Origin of the sequence: Nesterenkonia halobia (assembly GCF_039536005.1) — a bacterium.
GTDB lineage: Bacteria > Actinomycetota > Actinomycetes > Actinomycetales > Micrococcaceae > Nesterenkonia > Nesterenkonia halobia.
The window spans coordinates 136,445-150,706 of sequence record NZ_BAAAYG010000005.1 but is presented as its reverse complement, the minus strand read 5'-3'; the positions used below and the strand labels follow the sequence as shown (position 1 = coordinate 150,706).

Here is a 14,262-nt window from a genome sequence, read left to right as displayed (position 1 = left end):
CGCCGCACCGTTTGCATCGGAGGAGACATGCTGAGCATCGTCGGCCTGGCCGTCATCGTCTGCATGACCACACTGCTGATCCTGGGGCGCATCGCCCCGGTGGTCGGCCTGACCGTCATCCCCATCACCGGAGCGCTGGTCGCCGGGTTCGGCCCCGGAGAGATCAGCGAGTTCTTCGACACCGGACTCGCCGACGTCGCCGATGTCGCGGTGATGCTGATCTTCGCGATCCTGTTCTTCGGGGTGATGAACGACGTCGGCCTGTTCAACCCGCTGATCCGGGCGACGGTGAAGCTCACCGGCGGCAATGTGATCGCCGTCTGCGTGGGCACCGTCCTGCTCGGGGCGGTGTGCCACCTGGACGGCGCCGGCGCCTCGACCTACCTGATCACGCTGCCGGCGCTGCTGCCCCTCTACCGGCACCTGGGCATGAGCCCCTATCTGCTCTTCCTGCTGGTCTCGACCAGCATGGGCATCCTGAACATGCTGCCCTGGGGCGGCCCGACCGGGCGTGCCGCCAGCGTCACCGGCATGGACCCGGTGGACCTGTGGATCTCGCTGATCCCCGTGCAGGGCGTCGCCCTGGTGCTGCTGATCGCCATGGCCGTGCTGCTGGGCATCCGGGAGAAGAAGCGGCTGGAGACGCGGGCCCTGGTGGCCGCCGACGACCCCGAGCTGGTCGGCGCGACCGTCGGCGCGGCGGGATCCTCGCACGCCGAGGCTGACGAGGGCGCCGCCGGCCGCGATCGCTTCACCTCCTCGAACTCGGCGATCACCCGGGGCGTGGCCGACGAGTCGGCCACCGGGCCCGCGGACGACGACTCGTCGCACCCCGACTCCTCGGATGTCGGCAACCCGATCGACGAGACCGCCGCCCGACGCCCGCTGTGGATGAACGCCGCGCTGGTGGTGCTGGTCATCGCCGCGCTGATCTCCCAGGTGGTGCCGCCGTCGCTGGCCTTCATGGTCGCGCTCTCCGGCGCGCTGGTGCTGAACTACCCGCGGGTCTCCGACCAGATGGCCCGCATCCGCGCCCACGGCGGCAGCGCCCTGGGCACCGGCTCGATCATCTTCGCCGCCGGCTGCTTCCTCGGCATCATGTCCGAGTCCGGCATGCTCGAGGCGCTGGCCTCCGCCGCGATCGGCGTGCTGCCCGAGGCGCTGCTGCCGCAGCTGCACCTGATCGTCGGCGCCGTCGGCCTGCCGCTGGAGCTGCTGTTCTCCACCGACGCGCACTACTTCGCGCTGCTGCCGCTGGTCGAGGGCATCGGCTCCGAGGCCGGAGTGAGCACGCTGGCCATCACCCAGACGGTGATCGTCGGCAACGTGATCGGCACCTACCTCAGCCCGTTCAACGCCTCGATGTGGCTGGGGCTGGGGCTGGCCAACCTCGACATGGGCAAGCACTTCCGGTACTCGTTCTTCCCCATGTGGATCTTCAGCCTCCTGGTGCTGGGCGTCAGCCTGATCCTCGGCCTGATCAGCTGGTCCTGATCAGCCGGCCCTGACCAGCCGGCCCTGACCAGCTGGTCCTGACCGCGGGCCTGTCCGGCGTCCGACACCGGGCGTCAGGCAGGCCCGCTCCATCGCGCGATGTCCTCGGCCCCGGGCAGGGAGCCGACGGCCATATGCCAGAAGACCCAGGCCGGGGCGGACTCGAGCAGGTGCTTCTCGCCGAGGAAGCGGCGTTCGACGGAGTGGAGGAGCATGCCGTCCGGAGTGTCGAAGCCCATCAGACGGGCCTGCGCCCCGCCGACGCCGTCGTCCCACTCGGCGGCCAGCACGACGACGTCGGCCCGGCCGGCCACCAGGCTGTCGGCGATCTGCGCGGCCTGTCCGCGCACGGCCGCCGCGGCCTCGCGCCGGGCGGCGGCCGGGCCGTCGGGACCCTGGGAGAAGTCCACGGCCCGCACCATCAGATTCTTCGAGACCTCGGCGGGCACGACGCCGCGAGCAGGGGCCGGTCGCGGACCGAGCCCCAGCCCGTCGATGAGCACCGGGTAGAGCGTCCCGCCGGCCGCGCCGCGCAGCAGCACGGCGCCGTCGTCCTGCGGCTCATGCCAGAGCATGCCGTGCGGGCTGAGCCTGATGGTGGTGTTCTGCTCATGCCCCTGCGCGTCGACGCGCTGGACCAGGATCACCGCACGCTGCTCGGAGAAGGAGCGCATCAGGCGGTCGTACTCGGGAGCGGGGCGGCCGTCGCTCACGAGGAGCTGTCCGTCGAGGTCACGGAGCTCGGGGACGGTGACCGGCTCCAGCCAGCCCAGGGCGGCGGCGACCTGGTCCACCTGCTCGACGCTCAGTCGTGCCGTGCTGCGCTGTTCCATCGCGCTGTGCTGCTCCATCAGGAGACCCCCGTCCATTCGAGCGTGTTGGCCAGCGACCAGCCGCCCTCGGACCAGGTCGGCAGATCGACGGTCGGATAGGTGACGGTCATGGAGAGCTCGACGCCGACGCAGCGGGCCACCCATTGGTGCATCATCACCGGCACGGCCTCGGCAGCGGTGTACGACGCGACGCGCATGACGCCGTGGACCTGCTGCTCACCGTGGAAGCCGAAGGTGTCGACGTCGAGATGCAGCGGACGGTGATCGCGCAGCTGCTCGGCGATCGTGGTCTCGACGAGCCGCTGGGATTCCAGCACGGCGGCCGGATCGGTGCTGTGCTCTTCGCCCAGCGGCGCCTGGGTGAAGACCACCGTCGGCACGAAGCCCATGCTCCACGGCCGGTCGTCGCCGACGATGACCAGTCCGTCGTCGAGGCCGCTGAGATCGACCTCCCAGCGCTGCGGGATCTCCAGGGCCGCGGCGAAGCGCGGGTGCTCGAGCCGCTGTGTCACGTCCATGCTGCTCCGTTCGTCCAGGGTGCCGGCTGATGATGCCCGGCGCTCTTCAGCTGGTCTGTTCGTTCCGCCGCGCGGCGGCCTTCTTCTCCCTGCGATGCCGACGACGCTCCTCCCGGTCCTGCGAGCGACGTTCACGCACCCACTTGGGGGTCAGGAAGGGCGGCACCGGGAGACCCAGAACAGCGAACCCGCCGTAGATCATGAGAAAACCCATTGGTCCAATGGTCCACATCTCCAGCCACTCCGGCCATGGGATCCCCCAAGCTTCGAAGACTTTCGACGCACTGACGACCGAGGCCAGGCCGAAGAAGGGCGGAAAGGCATACAAGTACAAGCGTTCGGAAATCCAGCCGTACCACAGTGCATCCCTGATCAAGCGCGGGTAGACGACGAACCACACCGTGACCACCGGACACACCAGCATGGCGACGAACCACAGCGCGAAGCTCACCCTCGGCTGCCCGCTTTCACGTCGTGCGTGCGATCAACCATCGCTCGCTCCAGCCTTCTTCGCCTCACGACGCCGACGGCGCTCCTCCCGGTCCTGTTTACGCCGCTCCCGCACCCACTTCGGGGTGAGAATAGGTGGGACGGGCATGCCCAGCGCAGCCAAAAGACCCAGAATCATCAGGAGGCCCGTCACGCCGATCGTCGCCTGAGCAAACCAGTCGGCCCACAGAAGGCCGAACGCCCGCGATGCCTCCCGCATGCTGTAGAAGGCAGCCGCGGCGAAGAACGGCGGGAAAGCATACAGATACATCCGCTCGGAGAAGAACCCATACCACGTTGCATCGTTGATGATCCGTGGGTAGACCACGAACCAAATAGCCAGGACTGAACTGGCCAACGTCGCCAGCAGCCACCAGACGATCTCCATTTCCACTCCCTCAGCCGTCCAAACTGGAACGTCGGACCATCAGACATGGCATCAGAACCACGATGTCACAGAGTCCCATGTCTCCTCCGCCTTGCCCGCCACGGCACCGGCCACCTCTTCGCCGGTGTCCTGCAACCCGCTGACAACGTCTCCGGTGGCATTCTTGAGGCCTTCTCCGAGCTCCTTGCCGAGAGCGCTGCCGGCGATGCCTCCGATGACGCCACCAGCCACTGCGCCGATCGCGGTCCCAGGACCCGGGAGCAGAGAGCCGATGGCGGCGCCCGCAGCGGCACCGGCTTTCGCACCTGCCCAACCGCCGATGGCCGCGCTGCCGCCGACAGTGGCGGCCCGAGTGAATTGCTCCGCCCCCTCCATATCGGGGTGGCTGGCGCTGTCCTCATTCCATTGTCCGACGAACCCGGTCGCCAGTGTCAGCACGGATCCCGCGCTTCCCGCCACCTTGCTCACCTTGCTCGCCGTGCTGAACGCCCCGGACTTCCCCGCCTTGGGCCTCAGGTTGTTCGTGTTGAAGTTCGCGAAGAAGCGGCTCCGCACAGCCTTGACCCCGTCGCGGAAGCCCTCCGGCCGCCGGTAGGGGTTCTGCGCGGAGTTCTTCGCCAGCCATTGCCCGCTGTTCGTCACCTGATTGGCGTCCCAGCCGGTCACCTTCTTCACCAGCTCGGTGCTCCGTTCGCCGCGAGCGGCGATGTTCTTCGCCCACTCGGGCGCCCAGCCCTGGCGCGGCCGCACCTCGGACCAGGAGTGCTTCAGCGAGTCGGCGACCGCGCCCGTCGTCGTGAGCCCCTTCGACGCGGCGAAGGAGAGCGCATCCGCCCAGCTGCCGTCGAAGTTCTCGCCCGGAGTGACGCCGAGGGACGTCACCAGCCGATCCTCCGGCGACTGCGGCGGAGTCTCGACCTGGCCGGCGGCGTCGGCCGTCGACACCTCAGTACGACTCCCTCGGGGCAGCGAGGCGCTGGTGGTGATACCCCCGAGCGCCGCCGCGCAGGCGTTCTGCGCCTCGTCCTTCGATTCGGCCAGTTCTCGGCACTGTCGCTGCAGCTCGGCGATGCGCTCCTCCCGCGCCGCCCAGTCGTCCTCGGCGGCGTCCTCGGCTCCCTCGACCTGGAAGGCTTCGATGTCCTCGACCAGCCCTCGCCGTGTCGCCTGCATCTCCCGGAGCGCCGACGCGTAGGTGTGCACGGCGGTTTCGGCCTCCGCCCCGGCTCGGGCCAGCTCCGCCGCCCGGCTCGTCGCCGGCTGCAGCGCGGTCAGCAGCTCTCCGGTCTCCGGAGCCCGGTACGACTGCTCGAGTCCGCCCCAGGTGCGGGAGGCCCGACCGATGGACTCGTCGACGTCGGCCGTGGCAGTCTTCAGCGCCGTCGCGGAGGCCTCGACGGTGTCCGGGTCGTCGAGGTCCACCACGGTGAACAGCTCGGCATAGGTCGTGGCCATCTCAGCCCGTTCCCGGCATATCGGGTCGATGGACGTCTCCGGCGCTCTTCCGGGCGGTCGCCGCCATCTGGTCGTCACCGGAGGAGTAGTGCCCCAGTGCTGTCGAGGTGCCGCCCGTCGCCGCCTCCGTCTGCGCGACGGCGCCGGACCCGGTGGGCTGCAGGACCTCGGCCTCCAGTCCCTGCACGGCCTCGACCACCACGGAGCTGTTCGCCAGGTCCTGGGCCAGCGTCGTCGCGGCCGCCGTGACGCCGCCCGTCCGGCCACGTGCTTCCTCCGCCGTGGCCTCGACCGAGGAGACCGTCGACGACGCCTCGACAGGCAGGATCTCGAATCGCATCGGCGTGCTCGCTCCCCCTTCTCCGTGCTCGGGTCCGTGTCCTGCCGCGGCCTCCGGGCGCCGCGACGTCCCGACGAGGATAGGCAGATTCCCGCCGTCGCCGCAGGCGTTCTCCACAGGCTCCCCGGGATCGCGCTCATGCCGCGGATCGACGGGCCTCGGTCATGACCGTCTATCCTGTCCGGGTGAGACACTCGACCACCGTCCCCATCCTGCTGGTGCTGGTGAGCATCCTGGGCCAGCAGCTGGGAGCCTCGCTGGCGGCCACGCTCTTCGGCAGCGTCGGCCCGCAGGGCATGGTGATGATGCGCCTGCTGTTCTCCGCGCTGATCATGGTGGCCATCCTGCGGCCGGCGCTGCGCGCGATCACCGGATCGGGCTGGCTCACCGTGCTGGCCCTGGGCGCGACGATGACCGGCATGAACCTGATGATCTACGAGGCCTTCGACCGGATCCCGCAGGGCATCGCGGTGACCATCGAGGCGCTGGGCCCGCTGACGCTGTCGGTGCTGACCGGACGCCGCCTGCTCGGCCTGCTCTGGGCGTTCCTCGCCCTGGCCGGCGTCGGCACGCTCGGCCGCGACGGCTTCGACGCCGTCGACGGCCTGGATCCGGTGGGCGTCGCCTTCGCCCTCGGCGCGGCCGCCTGCTGGGCGGGGTTCATCATGATGAATCGTCGCGCCGGCCGCGTGTTGCCCGGCGCCCAGGGCCTCGCCCTGGCGATGTGCGTCGGATCCCTGGTGGTCGTCCCGCTCGGGACCGCCTCGGCCGGCGCCGCCCTGCTGGATCCCTGGGTGCTCGCCGTCGGCGTGGGCATCGCGCTGCTCTCCTCGGCGATCCCCTACGGCATCGAGACGCGCGTGCTGCAGCGCCTGCACGCCTCGACCTTCTCCATCCTCACCTGCCTGTCGCCGGTGATGGCGGCGCTGACGGCCTTCGTCGTCCTCGGCCAGCGCCTCGAGCTGCTGGATCTGGTCGCCATGCTGCTGGTGATCGTCGCCTGCGCCGGCGCGGTGCGCACGCGTCCGGCGACGCCGGCCTGAGTCGCGCGCCCCTGGCGACAGTGCCCCGTGCCCCTGGCGATGACTCCGCGGGAGGTGTGGGAATGACGCGACATTCCCACACGAGCCACGGAGCCATCACCTGGTGGGCGAGGATGTCAGGCGTCTTCGCGGAACTCCTCGAGCGCCGGAATCTCATAACCGACCATCCCGTCGCGTCCGCGGACCACGACGACGCCGCTCTCCTCCTCGTAGCCGATGCGGCGCAGCTCGGCGACCGTCGGCATCTCGTCGACGGCGGTCCGCTCGTCCCGGTCGCAGGGGAACCTCGATCCGTAGCGCTCGACGTCGGCCAGATCGTCACCCGTGCTCCACGTGCCTTCCGCGCGCTCGGTGTATCGACGCACCTCCGACGAGTCCCGGTCCTTCCAGCAGAACGCCGTGGGCTCGTAGGCCTCCCGGGATGTGACCGACTCTCCCGTCACGAGGTCGATCGTGACGGTCTCACCATCACGTGACGGCATCTCCTCGTAGCGCGCATCGTTCACGATGCCCGTGTCGGACTCCTCGACTTCGGCGTCGCCATCGATGTCGACGCGCCACACCTGCTCGCCGGTGTCGATGTCCAGTCCGACGACATACTGGTCCACGTCCTGGTCCTCCCAGGTCGTCTCCCCGTCGTCGTCCTGGCTGAAGGTCCGGGTGCCGGCGTCGTAGCCGCAGGCGACGGCCACCGTCGGGTCGCCATCGATCAGTTCATCGCTGGAGAGAGCCGCGTAGTCGCAGCTCAGGTGGGCGTTCTCGGCCTTCCAGAGCGTCTCGCCGGTCGAGACGTCGAGCCGCAGCGTGCTGGTCAGCGAGCCGAGCTCCTTCTTCTCCCCGTCTCCTCCATACGGCCATGCCGAGAGGATCAGGGGGTCATCCTCGCCGCCGTCGGTGTACCGGACCGAACGGTCCTCAGTGTTCTCGTGCCCGAGCACCTCGGTGTATGGGCGCTCCCATCGGATCTCCCCGTCGGCGCCATAGCCGATCAGGCTCTCCTCCGACTCGTCCGGCTTCGAGATCGAAAGATGCGGGCCGAGACGATCAGCGTCCTCGGTCACCGGCGGAGCATCCTCGTCCTCCGTCCCGTCGACCTGCTCACGAGCCGTCCACCGTTCCGATCCCCAGTCGAAGGCGATCTCCTGAGACTCGGCGAAGTACCCGGAGTCCCCGTCCTGATACCACCATTCTCCCTCGGCGCAGAACGTCTCCCCGCAGGTGTACGGCCGGTCCGCGAAGGTCTCCTGGGTCAGCCTCGACCTCAGCCGTTCTCCGGTCTCGACATCGACGACCTCGTGGTGCCCCGGCCCGTCCTCCGACGGCGCGTAGTAACTCGTGTACTGAGTCCCGTCATGCTCCACCAGAGGCAGACCTGCTCCGGCTCTCTCATTCTCGTTGCCGAAGAGCGCCGGCTTGCGCCACAGTTCCTCCCCGCTCTCGATGTCCCGAGCCAGCAGCTCCATCATGCCGTCGCCTGCGACGTAGGCGAGCGCGACGTCCTCGGTCTCTTCGACGTAGCTGATCAGCTCGTCGTCGGACTCCCAGGCCACCTCCAGCGGCGCGGCCAGCTGGTCCTCCTCGGCTTGGGCGGCCAGCTCCTCCTCGCTGGGGCCGCAGCCGCTCAGCGCCAGCAGGGCCGCCGCCCCGGCCGCCGTCGTCGTCATCGCTCGCCGCACCCACCGGCGCCTGCGTCCGGCGGCCTCGACACGCTCCTCCACGTCGTCTCCCCTCATCCTGGTTCTCGGCCGGAGGAGAGGCTACCAACGTGTCAGCTGTCTCGCTGACGACGGCCCTCAGCCTGTGGAAAACTTCCCGACGGCAGCTCGGCGGAAGATGTGGGAACGAGCGCGTATTCCCACGCGTTCCACGGAGTCATCGCAGGTGAGGCGGGATCACCGCACGTGAGGCGGAGTCACCCCAGGCGGCGGCGGAAGAACGGGAAGCGGCCGACGCCCTCGACCACCAGGTCGCGCGACGGGTCCGCGACGAAGCCTTCGGACCGATAGAGCGCATGCGCGGCGGTCATCGAGCGCAGGCTGCACAGCACCACCGCCTCGGTCCCCGGGGCCTGCTCGGCGCGGGCCATCAGATGCCGCACCAGCGTGCGGGCGACGCCGCGCCCCTGATGCCGCGGATCCACGGCAAGCATGCGGAACTCCATCTCGCCCTCGCGCGCCAGCTCGGAGAGCACTTCTCCGGGCCAGGTGATCACCGCCGAGGCGACGACGTCGCCGTCGAGCTCGACGACGACCACCTCACCGTGCTCCGCGCGGTGGGCGACGTCGGCCAGCTGTCGCATGTACGGATCCTCGCGGCGCATGTGTCCCCCGGCCGCGTAGGCGGCCATCGTCAGCTCCGCGATCGCGGGATGGTCGGCCGGCGCGGCGTCCCGCACCCGCGGCGCGGCCGTGCCCCGGCCCGCCGTCGCGGCCTCGCGCGCGTCGACGGCGACGTCGGCCTCGCCGGTCATGCCGCCGTCTCCCGCGGCGTCGGCCGCAGCTGCTCATGCGGCACGCCCAGGTCTCCGGCGATGCACCAGTCCGGGTGAGCGGCCCCGTCGGCGGCCAGCGGACGGCGCATCGGCACCCCGGCCTCCTCGGCGATCAGCGCGCCGGCGGCCCAGTCATGCTCCTGGATGCCGTACTCGGCGTAGGCCTCGACCGTGCCGTCGGCGACCATGCAGATGTCCAGCGCCGCCGCGCCCAGCCGGCGCAGGTTCCCGAAGCCGCCCAACAGCTCGACGACGGCCGAGACCTGCTGCTCCCGGCGGGCGGCGTCGTAGCCGAAGCCGGTGGAGAGCAGCCCCGCCGCGCGCGTGCCCTGCGGTCCGCTCAGCCGGTCCACGCCGGGCTGGCCGGCGTCGTCGACCCCGCCCGCGCCGTCGCCGGCGCCGGGCCGCGCGGTCGACACTCGGCCGGTGAACGCGCCGGCGCCGCGGGAGGCCCACCACAGCCTGTCCAGCGCCGGCGCATGCACCACTCCGGCCAGCCAGTCGCCGTCGGGGCCCTGCACCGCGACCGAGGTGCCGTAGTAGACGATGCCGCGGACGAAGTTCGTCGTGCCGTCCAGCGGGTCGATGGACCAGCGGATCCCGGAGGCCTGCTCCGGAGCACTGGTGCCGTACTCCTCGCCGGTGATCGCGTCCTGCGGCCGACGTCGGCCGATCACCGCGCGCACCGCCTGCTCGGAGCGGCGGTCGAAGTCGGTGACCAGGTCGGCCTCGGAGGACTTGGTCTCCAGGCCCGACTCGTCGCCGCGCAGCACCCGGCCCGACGGCGCGACGGCGTCGCGCTCGGCGAGCACGGCGGCTCCGGCGGCCGCGGCCTCGGCGGCCACGGCCAGCAGTTCACGTGCCTCGGTCATGCTCAGTCCTCCAACCCGTCGGGTCCCTCGGCCAGCAGCGTCCGGAACTGGTCCTCGTCCAGCACCGGCACGCCGAGGGATTCGGCCTTCTCGGCCTTGGAGCCGGCGTTCTCGCCGGCCACCAGATAATGCGTCTTCTTGGACACCGAGCCGGCCGCGCGACCGCCCCGGGCGATGATCGCCTCCTTGGACTCGTCGCGCGAGAAGCTCTCCAGGCTGCCGGTGACCACCACGGTCATCCCCTCCAGCGTCCGCGGGGTCGACTCGTCGACGTCGTCGACCATCCGCACTCCGGCCGCGGCCCAGCGGTCGATGAGGCGCTGATGCCAGTCGACGGCGAACCACTCGCGCACCGCCGCGGCGATGGTCGGGCCGACGCCGTCGATGCCGGCGAGCTCCTCCTCGTCGGCGGCGCGGATCCGCTCGATCGACCCGTAGGCCGAGGCCAGCGCGCGCGAGGCGGTGGGCCCGACGTGGCGGATGGACAGCGCGACCAGCACGCGCCAGAGCGGCTGCTCTTTGGCCTTCTCCAGCTCGGTGAACAGCGTGCGACAGCGATCATTCGGCGAGCCGTCCTGTTTGGCGAAGTACCGCTCCACCGTCCACAGCCCGGTCTTCGACCAGGAGCGTGTGGCAGCGTCGTAGTGGCGCTCCTCGCGCCAGACGTAGACGCCCTTCAGGTCCTCCGGGGACAGGTGAAAGAGGTCCGCCTCGTTGCGCAGCACCGGAGTCTGCGACACGGGCATGCTGTCCTCCGCGAAAGGCACCTCAACACCGGAACCGGCGACAGCCTCTCGGCTGATGAGCTCAGCCTGGCCCGGTCGGCGGAAGTCGGGGTCGGTGAGCGCGCGGCCGCCTTCCTCGCCCAACCCTTCCACGTCCAGCGCTCCACGGGAGCCGACGTGGATGAGCCGCTCGGCCAGCTGGGCCGGGCAGGACTCGGCGTTCGGGCAGCGGCGATCGACGTCGCCCTCCTTGGCTGCTGCCAGGGTGGTCCCGCAGGACGGGCATGCGGCCGGGAAGACGTACTCGTGCAGCTCCTCCTCGCGGCCCTCGCGGGCCGGCAGCACCGGGCCGAGCACCTCGGGGATGACGTCGCCGGCCTTGCGGATGAAGACGTCGTCGCCGATCAGCACGTTCTTCGCCCGGACCACGTCCTGGTTGTGCAGCGTCGCCCGGGAGACCTCCGAGCCGGCGACCTGCACCGGCTCCAGCACCGCGTAGGGCGTCACGCGGCCGGTGCGGCCCACCTGCTCGCGGATGTCGACGAGCCGGGTGGTGACCTCCTCCGGCGGATACTTGTATGCCGCCGCCCAGCGCGGCACCCGGGAGGTGTGCCCCAGGGCCCGCTGCTGGTCGAAGTCGTCGACCTTGACCACCACGCCGTCGATCTCATGGACCAGCTCATGACGCTTCGCCAGATGCGCGTCGAGATACTCCTCGATCTCCTCGAGGCAGGTCAGGATCCGGGTGTAGGGGCTCACCGGCAGCCCCCAGGCGGCCAGCTGGTCGTAGGCGTCGTGCTGGCTGGTGAGTTCGACGCCGGAGCGGGCGCCGACGCCGTGGACGAACATGCTCAGCGGCCGCTCGGCGGTCTTCGCCGGATCCTTCTGGCGCAGCGAGCCGGCCGCGGCGTTGCGCGGATTCGCCAGCGGGGCCTTCCCCTGGGCGGCGAGCTGCTCGTTGAAGGCGTGGAATTCGGCGGTGGGCATGAAGATCTCGCCTCGGACCTCCAGCTCCTCGGGATGGTCGGAGCCGGCCAGCCGGCGCGGGACGTCGTCGATGGTGAGGACATTGTGGGTGACGTCCTCGCCGGTGTGCCCGTCGCCGCGGGTCGCGGCCCGGACCAGCCGCCCGTCGCGGTAGAGCAGGCTGATGGCCAGCCCGTCGATCTTGACCTCGGTGAGCCAGCGCGGCGTCGCGTCGGGGCGCAGCTCGGCCAGCGAGGCGACGGCGCGCTCATGCCAGGCGCGTAGCTCCTCGCGGGAGAAGACGTCCTCCAGCGAGTACATCTGACGCAGGTGCTCCACCGGGGCGAAGGCCTCCGAGACGCCCTCGCCGACCTGCTGGGTGGGCGAATCGGCGGTGCGCAGCTCCGGATGCTCGGCCTCGATCCGCTCGAGCCGGCGGAAGAGTTCGTCGAACTCGGCGTCGGAGATGAGCGGGTCGGCCTCCTGATAGTAGCGAGTGCGGTGGCCGCGGATCTCCTCGGCCAGACGCGCATGCTCCTCGCGCAGCTCGCCGGCGGGCACGGCGGGGTCCTCGGAGCTCTGACTGGGGCTCGGACTGGGGCTCTGACTCACGCACCCCAGTCTAGGACGTGTCCTGTCAGCCCGGTGAGCGGAGCCCGAGCGGGCACGACGGCGCACCGGACGACGCGTCCGCTCCCGGGGCGCCTACGAGGCCTGGGCGATGAGGTCCCGCCGCCACGCCTCCGTGGCGGCCAGATCGTTGAAGGTGAAGACGTGGAAGCCGGTGAGCGCAGTGTCCGCCTCTCCCTCGGCCAGCTTCCGGACCAGGCCGCGGATGAGCTTGGTGGGCTTGTAGCCGGAGGGCGAGAAGAACTTCCAGAACATGTTCTGCTGCTTCGCCAGGAAGCTGGCCGACTGCCCGAGCCCCAGTCCGGCGGAGACGCGGGCGAGCTTCTGCCGGCTGACCGGCCCGGGCATCCCCGCGTAGACGGGCAGGTCCACGCCGTCGGCCTTGATGCCCGCCGCCCAGTCGACGACGGCGTCGGCGCTGAAGCAGATCTGCGTCAAGATCCTGTCCGCATACGGCGCCTTCCTCCGCAGGGCGCTGTCGATGTCGGCCTGCGGGAAGCTGGCGTGTCCCTCGGGATAGCCGCCGACGCCGATGGTCGCGAAACTGTGCCCCCGGTCTTCGAGAGCCGTCAGCAGATCCATGGCGTCGTGGAACTCGCCGGCGGGCTCTTCGGCATCGCCGGCGACGATGAAGATCCGGTCGACGTCGGCGGCCTCGATCCGCGAGATCAGCCGGTCCAGCTCCTCGGGTCCGCCCACCAGTCGCGCCGGGATATGCGGGGCGACGGTGTAGCCCTGCTCGCGCAGGAAGAAGGCCGCATCGAGGGTCGGTTCCAGCCCTTTGCCGCCTGTGGCGGTGATGGTCAGCGGCACCTCCGTGGGCACCTCGGCCACGACCTTGTCCTTGGCCGACTTGAACGGCATGACCTCATAGCCCATGTTCTCGATCAGGCCGGCCAGCACCTCCTTCTCCCGGGCGGTGACTGCTACGGGCTTGGCCATATGTGGTGCCTCCTCAGTACGGTGCGGACTTCTTCCTGCGCCCCGGCGCTCGTCCCGGGACGGACGCGGCCCCTGCCGGACGCCACTCTATGGAGCGATCGATCCCGCTCCCCGACGACGTCGTCGGATGTGACCTCCGCGGCGGCCCTCACCATTGCATCCCCAGGAGGGCCTGCACCCGCTCTGCCGCCTCCTGCAGCGGGCCCACGAAGGTCTCCTCCAGCTCGGCGCAGCTGCCTGCCGCGCCGTCGGACGTCCCCAGCGCGACGTTCAACGCCGCGACCACCTCGCCGCCCGGAGAGACGACCGGCACGGCCACGGAACGGAGTCCGGCCTCCAGCTCATGCTCCACCAGGCTCCAGCCGCGCCGCCGCCCCAGTCTCAGCTGGGCGAACAGCTCGTCCACATCGGTGACCGTGTCCGGAGTCAGCGCCGCCAGCGGCAGCTCCAGTCTCTCCCGGACCTGCTCCGCGGGCAGCTGGGCGAGCTGCGCCCGGCCCATGGACGTGGCGTAGGCCGGCAGTCGGGTTCCCACCGAGATCTCGAGTCGCACGACGCCCCGGACGGGGGCGCGGGCGATGTAGACGATGTCCCCGCCGTCCAGCACGGCGGCAGAGACCGACTCGCCGAGGCGCGCGGAGAGGTCCTCGACGACCGGTTGGATCAGCTGCGACAGATCGGCCGAGGCGAAGCAGGCGTATCCCAGCTCCAGCACCTTGGGAGTGAGCTCGAACCGGCCTCTCCGCCGCACGACATATCCCAGGTCCGCCAAAGTGACCAGGAAGCGGCGTGCCGTCGCCCGTGACAGTGCCGTCCGCTCGGTGATCTCCGCCAGGGACAGCCCAGCGGACGAGGTGCTCGACGCCCCCGCCGGCCCGCCGGTGAAGGACCGGATGACGTCGACGCCCCGCGCCAGCGACTGGACGTAGTCAGCTCCGGCCATCAGCGCGCCCCTGAGCTCTCATCGCGTCCTTCTCCTCGGTGTTCGCATGTCGAACTTGACGCCACTATATGAACTACGCCACACTCGCACCAGTGTTCGTCCCACTCAATAAGGACGCGGAGGAAGAGCAGGC

The 14,262-nt window shown here is 70.4% G+C and carries 14 protein-coding genes; 2 read left to right on the top strand and 12 right to left on the bottom strand.

The window, feature by feature from the left end; translation table 11 throughout:
* Positions 1–27 precede the first annotated feature (27 nt).
* On the top strand, positions 28–1,494 hold the full coding sequence (locus ABD652_RS07255; RefSeq protein WP_344719746.1) for a CitMHS family transporter: 1,467 nt from the start codon (positions 28–30) through the stop codon (positions 1,492–1,494).
* Between the two features lie 74 nt (positions 1,495–1,568).
* Here ABD652_RS07255 and ABD652_RS07250 read toward each other — a convergent pair whose 3' ends face one another.
* The 6 genes from ABD652_RS07250 to ABD652_RS07225 are packed head-to-tail and all read right to left on the bottom strand — an operon-like array spanning position 1,569 to position 5,517.
* Positions 1,569–2,345 carry a hypothetical protein gene (locus tag ABD652_RS07250; protein ID WP_344719744.1) on the bottom strand — a complete coding sequence of 259 codons (777 nt, stop codon included), beginning with the start codon at positions 2,343–2,345 and terminating at the stop codon, positions 1,569–1,571.
* The gene (locus ABD652_RS07245) at positions 2,345–2,845 is read right to left on the bottom strand and encodes a hypothetical protein (RefSeq protein WP_344719742.1); all 501 of its coding nucleotides are present in this window, start codon (positions 2,843–2,845) and stop codon (positions 2,345–2,347) included. The genes ABD652_RS07250 and ABD652_RS07245 overlap by 1 nt, the downstream gene beginning before the upstream one ends.
* Positions 2,846–2,891: 46 nt before the next feature.
* Positions 2,892–3,296 carry a hypothetical protein gene (locus ABD652_RS07240; protein WP_344719740.1) on the bottom strand — a complete coding sequence of 135 codons (405 nt, stop codon included), beginning with the start codon at positions 3,294–3,296 and terminating at the stop codon, positions 2,892–2,894.
* A gap of 33 nt (positions 3,297–3,329) precedes the next feature.
* A complete protein-coding gene (locus ABD652_RS07235) occupies positions 3,330–3,722 on the bottom strand; it encodes a hypothetical protein (RefSeq protein WP_344719738.1) in 393 nt (130 codons plus the stop codon).
* Between the two features lie 51 nt (positions 3,723–3,773).
* Positions 3,774–5,177: a hypothetical protein gene (locus tag ABD652_RS07230; protein ID WP_344719737.1), complete on the bottom strand. Its 1,404-nt coding sequence runs from the start codon at positions 5,175–5,177 to the stop codon at positions 3,774–3,776.
* Position 5,178: 1 nt separating this feature from the next.
* Positions 5,179–5,517 (bottom strand): DUF6507 family protein, encoded by a 339-nt coding sequence (locus tag ABD652_RS07225; RefSeq protein ID WP_344719735.1) that lies wholly within the window; start codon positions 5,515–5,517, stop codon positions 5,179–5,181.
* A 185-nt stretch (positions 5,518–5,702) separates the two neighbouring features.
* Between ABD652_RS07225 and ABD652_RS07220 the strand changes: the two genes are divergently transcribed.
* A complete protein-coding gene (locus tag ABD652_RS07220) occupies positions 5,703–6,560 on the top strand; it encodes an EamA family transporter (RefSeq protein ID WP_344719733.1) in 858 nt (285 codons plus the stop codon).
* 116 nt (positions 6,561–6,676) lie between these two features.
* Here ABD652_RS07220 and ABD652_RS07215 read toward each other — a convergent pair whose 3' ends face one another.
* The 6 genes from ABD652_RS07215 to ABD652_RS07190 all read right to left on the bottom strand — a co-directional run bounded on the left by ABD652_RS07215 (position 6,677) and on the right by ABD652_RS07190 (position 14,129).
* Positions 6,677–8,278 (bottom strand): PQQ-binding-like beta-propeller repeat protein, encoded by a 1,602-nt coding sequence (locus ABD652_RS07215; protein WP_344719731.1) that lies wholly within the window; start codon positions 8,276–8,278, stop codon positions 6,677–6,679.
* A gap of 194 nt (positions 8,279–8,472) precedes the next feature.
* Positions 8,473–9,030 (bottom strand): GNAT family N-acetyltransferase, encoded by a 558-nt coding sequence (locus ABD652_RS07210; RefSeq protein WP_344719729.1) that lies wholly within the window; start codon positions 9,028–9,030, stop codon positions 8,473–8,475.
* Positions 9,027–9,923: an inositol monophosphatase family protein gene (locus ABD652_RS07205; protein ID WP_344719727.1), complete on the bottom strand. Its 897-nt coding sequence runs from the start codon at positions 9,921–9,923 to the stop codon at positions 9,027–9,029. The genes ABD652_RS07210 and ABD652_RS07205 overlap by 4 nt, the downstream gene beginning before the upstream one ends.
* Before the next feature lie 2 nt (positions 9,924–9,925).
* Positions 9,926–12,226, bottom strand: a complete 2,301-nt coding sequence (ligA, locus tag ABD652_RS07200; protein ID WP_344719725.1) for an NAD-dependent DNA ligase LigA — start codon at positions 12,224–12,226, stop codon at positions 9,926–9,928.
* 93 nt (positions 12,227–12,319) lie between these two features.
* Complete coding sequence (locus ABD652_RS07195) at positions 12,320–13,186, bottom strand: methylenetetrahydrofolate reductase (protein WP_344719723.1); 867 nt, start codon at positions 13,184–13,186, stop codon at positions 12,320–12,322.
* A 148-nt stretch (positions 13,187–13,334) separates the two neighbouring features.
* Entirely contained in the window at positions 13,335–14,129 is a 795-nt protein-coding gene (locus tag ABD652_RS07190; protein WP_344719721.1) for an IclR family transcriptional regulator domain-containing protein, read from the bottom strand.
* Positions 14,130–14,262: the final 133 nt, after the last annotated feature.